The 6,079-nt window shown below is 72.7% G+C and carries 6 protein-coding genes; 4 read left to right on the plus strand and 2 right to left on the minus strand.

Features of this window, described 5'->3' with window-relative positions:
* The first annotated feature begins 113 nt into the window (after positions 1-113).
* The 4 genes from M4J07_RS31410 to M4J07_RS31425 all read left to right on the plus strand — a co-directional run bounded on the left by M4J07_RS31410 (position 114) and on the right by M4J07_RS31425 (position 3,207).
* Positions 114-656, plus strand: coding sequence for an RNA 2'-phosphotransferase (locus M4J07_RS31410; protein ID WP_255977276.1), 543 nt, complete (start codon positions 114-116; stop codon positions 654-656).
* A 29-nt stretch (positions 657-685) separates the two neighbouring features.
* Complete coding sequence (locus tag M4J07_RS31415) at positions 686-1,150, plus strand: hypothetical protein (protein WP_255977278.1); 465 nt, start codon at positions 686-688, stop codon at positions 1,148-1,150.
* Between the two features lie 110 nt (positions 1,151-1,260).
* Positions 1,261-2,187, plus strand: coding sequence for an LLM class flavin-dependent oxidoreductase (locus M4J07_RS31420; protein ID WP_255977280.1), 927 nt, complete (start codon positions 1,261-1,263; stop codon positions 2,185-2,187).
* 129 nt (positions 2,188-2,316) lie between these two features.
* Complete coding sequence (locus tag M4J07_RS31425; protein ID WP_255977283.1) at positions 2,317-3,207, plus strand: HAD hydrolase family protein; 891 nt, start codon at positions 2,317-2,319, stop codon at positions 3,205-3,207.
* 27 nt (positions 3,208-3,234) lie between these two features.
* Here M4J07_RS31425 and M4J07_RS31430 read toward each other — a convergent pair whose 3' ends face one another.
* Together M4J07_RS31430 and M4J07_RS31435 are read right to left on the minus strand one after the other, a co-directional pair.
* Positions 3,235-4,290 carry a M23 family metallopeptidase gene (locus tag M4J07_RS31430; RefSeq protein ID WP_255977285.1) on the minus strand — a complete coding sequence of 352 codons (1,056 nt, stop codon included), beginning with the start codon at positions 4,288-4,290 and terminating at the stop codon, positions 3,235-3,237.
* A gap of 132 nt (positions 4,291-4,422) precedes the next feature.
* Positions 4,423-6,079: GAF domain-containing sensor histidine kinase (locus tag M4J07_RS31435; RefSeq protein WP_255977287.1), on the minus strand; the 1,657-nt coding region annotated here is incomplete at its 5' end.

The following is a 6,079-nucleotide window of genomic DNA, read 5'->3' on the forward strand; positions in this document are numbered from 1 at the left end:
AATCGTCAATTCCCCTGTGGATAACCGGACTTGCTTGTGGATCAAACATGCGAGCAAAACTTTCTGAGTGAAATCCACCTGCGCTCCCGACGACTCCCGGGCACCCTGACGCCATGAATGAGCAACGCACCGTCAAGGTGTCGAAGTACCTCTCGAAGCACCTGCGTCATCAACCGGAGCGGATCGGCCTGACCCTCGACGAGGCCGGCTGGGTGGAGATCGGCGAGCTGCTCGCCGCGGCCGCCGCGCACGGCTTCCGGATCAGCCGGGACGAGCTCGACCACGTCGTCGCCGTCAACGACAAGCGGCGCTTCACCATCGACGGCGCCCGGATCCGCGCCAACCAGGGCCACACGATCGACGTCGACCTCGGTCTCGCTCCCGCGGAGCCGCCCGCGTACCTCTACCACGGCACCGTCGCCCGCCATCTCGACGCGATCCGGGCGCAGGGGCTGCGCCCCATGGACCGCCACGACGTGCACCTCTCCGCGGACCGCGAGACGGCGACCCGGGTCGGTGCCCGGCGCGGCCGGCCGGTCGTGCTGCCGGTCGACGCGGGCGCCATGCACCGCGACGGCCACGTCTTCCGGGTGAGCGCCAACGGGGTCTGGCTCACCGCCGCCGTACCCCCGCGGTACCTGCGGTTCCCTGGCTGACGACCGTCCCGGGACCGGCCTGCTGCGGCATGATCGGTGGTATGGACCACCCGCATCTGCCCACGACCGAGGCGGCCGTCACCGCCCTGCGCGAGACGGCTCGCGAGTTCCACCTCGAGATCGAGGTGACCCATGACATCGGCGCGGACCAGACCTCCCGCCGCACCACCGCGGGCGTCGGCGTGACCACCGACCCCGACGGTTCGCTGCCGCACGAGGCGTATGTGGAACTGGGCGGCTCCCCGCGGATCAGCGTCCGGCTCTTCCCCGAGGACGACGCGCTGATCACGGTCGAGGGCGTCGAGTTCCACGACATCCCGCGCGACGAGGTGCCCGCGTTCCTCCGGTCCTGTTACGGCGGCCTCGCCTACGTGCACGGAAAGCGGTTCCCGCCCGGCTATCGGCTCGTCGTGCCGCTGCCCGGCGACCGCACGTACAAGGAGTTCCTGCCGATGATCAACCTCACCCGCTGGCTGAGCGGGCGCGTGCGCTGAGCTGCCCGGGCTCCGGCCCGGTCCACCGCCTTCCGCCCCCCCCACCGCCGCTCCGCGCACCCCACGGCCACCCCGCGCACACCGCAGGCGGTCCGCATACGCTCACAGGCATGACCGACAAGACCCCGCTCCGCCTGAGCACCGTGATCCTGCCCTACCGCCGCTGGCACGAGGGCGCCCGTGAGGCGTGGGTGCGCGCCGAGGAGCTGGGCTTCCACACCGCGTACACGTACGACCACCTGTCCTGGCGCGTCCCGTTCCGCGACGGCCCGTGGTTCGGCGCGGTCCCGACGCTGACCGCGGCGGCGGGCGTCACCTCGCGGCTGCGCCTGGGCACCCTGGTCACCTCGCCGAACTTCCGGCACCCGGTCACCCTCGCCAAGGAACTGATCTCGCTCGACGACATCTCCGGCGGCCGGATCACGCTGGGCATCGGCGCGGGCGGCACCGGCTTCGACGCGAGCGCCCTCGCGCCGAGCGGCCAGGAGGCCTGGACGCCGCGCGAACGGGCCGACCGCTTCGCGGAGTTCGTCCCCCTGCTCGACCGGCTGCTCACCGAGGACGAGGTCTCGTACGACGGCACGTTCTACTCGGCGGGCGGCGCCCAGAACATCCCGGGCTGCGTGCAGCGCCCCCGGCTGCCCTTCGCCGTGGCCGCGACCGGCCCGCGCGGACTGAAGCTCGCCGCGCGCCACGGGCAGGCATGGGTGACCACGGGCGACCCGAAGCTGTACGAGACGGGCACCCCGGAGGAATCAATTCAGGCCATTCGCGGACAGGTCGAGAAGCTGACCGCGGCCTGCGACGCCATCGGCCGCGACGCCGCCGAGCTCGACCGGATCCTGCTCACCGGATTCACCCCGGAGCGGGGCCGCCCGCTGGAGTCGGTCGATGCCTTCGTGGACTTCGCGGGCAGGCACCGGGAGCTGGGATTCACCGAGATCGTCCTGCACTGGCCCATCTCCGACACCGCCTTCGAGGCCGACCAGAAGGTCTTCGAGGCCATCGCCACGGACGCGCTCGCCCAGCTCGGCTGACCCGGCCGGCACCCGTGGCCCGGCCGCGCCACGGGTGCCGGGTCCGGCTCGGGTGCCCGCGCGCCGGGCGGGGCACATGCGCCAGGAACGTACTCATCTGCGCGCCCCGCCGCACGCCCGTGCACGCATATGCGCGACCATAGGGCGGTGACCTCACCGACTCCTGGGCCCCGGACCCCGGCCCCCTCCGCGCCCCGGCTGATCGCCACGGACCTCGACGGCACCCTCCTGCACGACGACAAAATCGTTTCTCCTCGTACGGTCGCCGCACTCGCCGCCGCCGAGGAGGCCGGTCTCGAGGTCTTCTTCGTGACGGGTCGCCCGGCCCGCTGGATGGACGTCGTCAGCGGCCACGTGCACGGCCACGGCCTCGCGATCTGCGGGAACGGCGCGGCCGTCGTCGATCTGCACGAGGGCCCGGGGCGGTACCGCTTCGTCAAGGTGCGGGAGCTGCCGGTGCCGGACGCCCTCGACGTCGTCCGCATCCTGCGGGAGGCGGCGCCCGGCACGTCGTTCGCGGTCGAGCGGACCGGCGGTCTGCACCACGAGCCCACCTACCCGCCGCTGCACCTGGACCCGGGGGAGAGCGTCGCCCCCGCCGAGAAGCTCCTCACCGCGGACTTCCAGGGCCCGGCCGTCGCGGACCAGCCGGTCCTCAAGGTCCTCGCCTACCACCCGGACCTCGACCCCGACGCGTTCCTGACGCTCGCCCGCGCCGCGGTCGGCGACCTGGCGGCCATCACCCGGTCGAGCCCGAGCGCCCTCCTGGAGATCAGCGGCGCGTCCGTCTCCAAGGCGAGCACGCTCGCCCTGTGCTGCGAGGAGCGCGGGATCTCCCCCGCCGAGGTCGTCGCCTTCGGGGACATGCCCAACGACATGGAGATGCTCGCCTGGGCGGGCACCTCCTACGCGATGGGGAACGCCCACCCGGACGTGCGCACCGTCGCGACCGGCGTGACGGCGACCAACAACGAGGACGGCGTGGCCCGCGTCATCGAGGACATCCTCGCCGCACGGTGAGCGCACGGTGAGCGCCCGGAGGGACGGCTAGAGCCGCACCCCGCGCTCGGCGAACCACTTCACCGGGTCGACCCCGGACCCCAGATACGGCGTGAGCCGCACCTCGAAGTGCAGGTGCGGCCCCGTCGAGTTCCCGGTGGTCCCCGCCTGCCCGAGCCACTGGCCCGCCCGCACCCTCTCCCCCTGGTCGACCGCGGCGGCCGCCAGGTGCGCGTACTGCGTGTAGTAGCCGCCCGGATGCCGCACGACGACCTCGATGCCGAAGCCGCCGCCGCAGGACACGCTCACCACCCGCCCGGCGCCCGCGGCCCGCACCGGGGTGCCGATGCCGACGGCGAAGTCCTGCCCGGTGTGCCGGTGCGCCCAGTGCGCACCCGCACTGTCGAAGCCCGCGGACAGCTCGTACGTCTCCACCGGAGGCAGCCACGCGCGCGTGGAGCGGAATTCCGGCTGGTCGAGCCGGACGGCACCGCGGCACTGCCCGGCCGCGACGGACCGGTCCGCCTCGCCCTGCAGCTCCCACTGCGCCGCTTCGAGCTTGCTCTGGATGTCCTGCTTCAGCTTCGCCAGCCGGACGTTGCGTTCCTGCAGGGAGCGCCATTCGGCGGCCGCCTTGCGCTGTCCTTCCGCGAGCTTCCGCTCGGCGCGACGGCTCTTGTCGACGGCGTTGTTGAGGGCCAGGTCGGCCTGCCAGACGGCCCGTTGACCGTGCATCAGCTCCTCGGGGTCCTCGGCGAGCAGCATCTGGGCGGTCAGCGGGACGTCGCCGCCGCTGCGGTACTGGGCGCGGGCGATCCGCCCGAGGTCGTTGTGCAGCACGGCGATCTCGCGCCGCTCACGGACGAGCAGCTTCTCCATCCTGCGCGCCTTGGCCTTCTGCGCGGCAGCCGCCCGGCGCCCGCCTTCGTAGCGCTGCGTCGCCGCTGACGCCTCCTCAAAGAGGCGGGCCACTTCGGCACTTGCCTGCGGGCCCTCGGCGCCTTCGGAGAGCGTCGGCGGGCCGCCGAGCGCGACCAGTGCGCACAGCAGCGCCGACACGCCAAAGGAACTGCGGGAGCGGGGAGAGCGGGGGCGTTGGCGCATGTATCGGATGGTTGCCCGCAGCGCCCGGTCCCTCCTGCGGGACTCGTACGCCCGGGGGAACGCATACCCCGTACGGCGCAGAAACGTACCGCCGAATCACCTACCTAGCAGCGGTGTCGGCCGGTGCCCGGTTCAGTACGGCGCCTGCCACACCACGGTCGTGCCGCCCTCGCCGTCGGCGATGCCCGGCCCGTACCAACTGTCGCCGCCCAGCGATTCGGCCCGCCGCTTGAGGTTCTTCAGGCCGCTGCGCCGGCCGCCCTCCGGGATGCCCACGCCGTCGTCGGCGACCGTCAGCCGGACGCCCTGCTGCCCGTCCGGCAGGATCACGCCCGCGTCCACGACGACGTCGATGCGGTCGGCGTGCGCGTGCCGGAACGCGTTCGAGAGGGCCTCCCGCAGGGCCGCGATGAGGTTCTTGCCGGTGAGCTCGCCGACGACCGTGTCGACCGGGCCGAGGAACCGGTGCGAGGGCTTGAAGCCGAGCGGGACGGCCGCCATGTTGATCTCGCGCAGCACGCGTGTGCGCAGGCCCGACGGCGCCTCCGCGGGCCCCTGCTGGAGCGCGAAGATCGCCGTGCGGATCTCCTGGATGGTGGTGTCCAGCTCGTCGACGGACTTGCCGATCCCGGCCTGCACCTCGGGCACCACGGACCGGCGCTGGGCGGTCTCCAGCATCATCCCGGTGGCGAAGAGGCGCTGGATGACGAGGTCGTGCAGATCCCGCGCGATCCGGTCGCGGTCCTCGAAGACGGCGAGCCGCTCCCGGTCGCGCTGTGCCTCGGCCATCATCAGCGCGAGCGCGGCCTGCGCGGCGAACTGGGTGGCGAGGGTGCGCTCCGCCTCGGTGAAGGGCCGGGCCCCGCGCGCGCGGGGCATGACCAGCGTGCCCAGGACGCGGTCGTCGCTCTGCAGGGGCAGCATCATGGAGGGGCCGTAGCCGCGGGCGAGATCGGTCATCACGCGGGGGTCGGTGGCCGCGTCGTCGATGAACACGGCTTCCCCGGCGAGGAGTTCGGAGATGATCGTGCTCTCCGGCGGGACGATCACGCCGAGCGCGGCGGAGGGTTCGTCCGAGGCGACGGCGACGATCTCCATGCCACCCTCCTCGGCGGGCAGCAGCACTATGCCGGCCGCCGACTCGGAGAGGCGACAGGCCTGTTCCGCGACCACCTGGAGCGCGTCCTCCGCGTCGCCTCCTGAAAGAAGTGCGGTGGTCACGGCGACGGACCCGTCGATCCAGCGCTCCCGCTGCCGGGCCGCTTCGTAGAGGCGCGCGTTGCCGATCGCGATGCCCGCCTCCGTGGCGAGCACCCTGACCATGTTGAGGTCGTAGTCGTTGAACTCGCCGCCGCCGTGCTTCTCCGTGAGGTAGAGGTTTCCGAAGATCTCGCCCTGTACGCGGATGGGGACGCCCAGGAACGACCGCATCGGCGGATGGTGCGCGGGGAACCCGCACGAGCGCGGGTCGTCCGCGAGGTTCGCCAGGCGCACCGGGGTCGGGTCGTGGATGAGCGCGCCGAGCAGTCCGCGGTGCCCGTCGGGAAGGTGCCCGATGAGCGCGGCGGTCGCCTCGTCGACGCCGTAGTAGACGAAGTCCGAGAGCCCGTCGCCGTCCTCGGCGACCACACCGATCGCGGCGTACTCGGCGTCCGCCAGCTCGGCCGCGGTCTCGCAGATCCGGTCGAGCGTGGAGTGCAGCTCCAGGCCGGTGCCGACGGACCGCATCGCTTCCAGGAGCTGCGGCACCCGCGCCGTCAGCTCCGTGGACAGCCCTTGGAGGCTGCGC

Source organism: Streptomyces longispororuber (genome assembly GCF_024448165.1).
GTDB classification, from domain to species: Bacteria; Actinomycetota; Actinomycetes; order Streptomycetales; family Streptomycetaceae; genus Streptomyces; species Streptomyces longispororuber_A.

Excerpts from the sequence above, each read along its gene's own strand:
- M4J07_RS31410 (WP_255977276.1), top strand. The coding sequence starts at position 114 with ATGAATGAGCAACGCACCGTCAAGGTGTCGAAGTACCTCTCGAAGCAC.
- M4J07_RS31415 (WP_255977278.1), top strand. The coding sequence starts at position 686 with ATGATCGGTGGTATGGACCACCCGCATCTGCCCACGACCGAGGCGGCC.
- M4J07_RS31420 (WP_255977280.1), top strand. The coding sequence starts at position 1,261 with ATGACCGACAAGACCCCGCTCCGCCTGAGCACCGTGATCCTGCCCTAC.
- M4J07_RS31425 (WP_255977283.1), top strand. The coding sequence starts at position 2,317 with ATGCGCGACCATAGGGCGGTGACCTCACCGACTCCTGGGCCCCGGACC.
- M4J07_RS31430 (WP_255977285.1), bottom strand. The coding sequence starts at position 4,290 with ATGCGCCAACGCCCCCGCTCTCCCCGCTCCCGCAGTTCCTTTGGCGTG.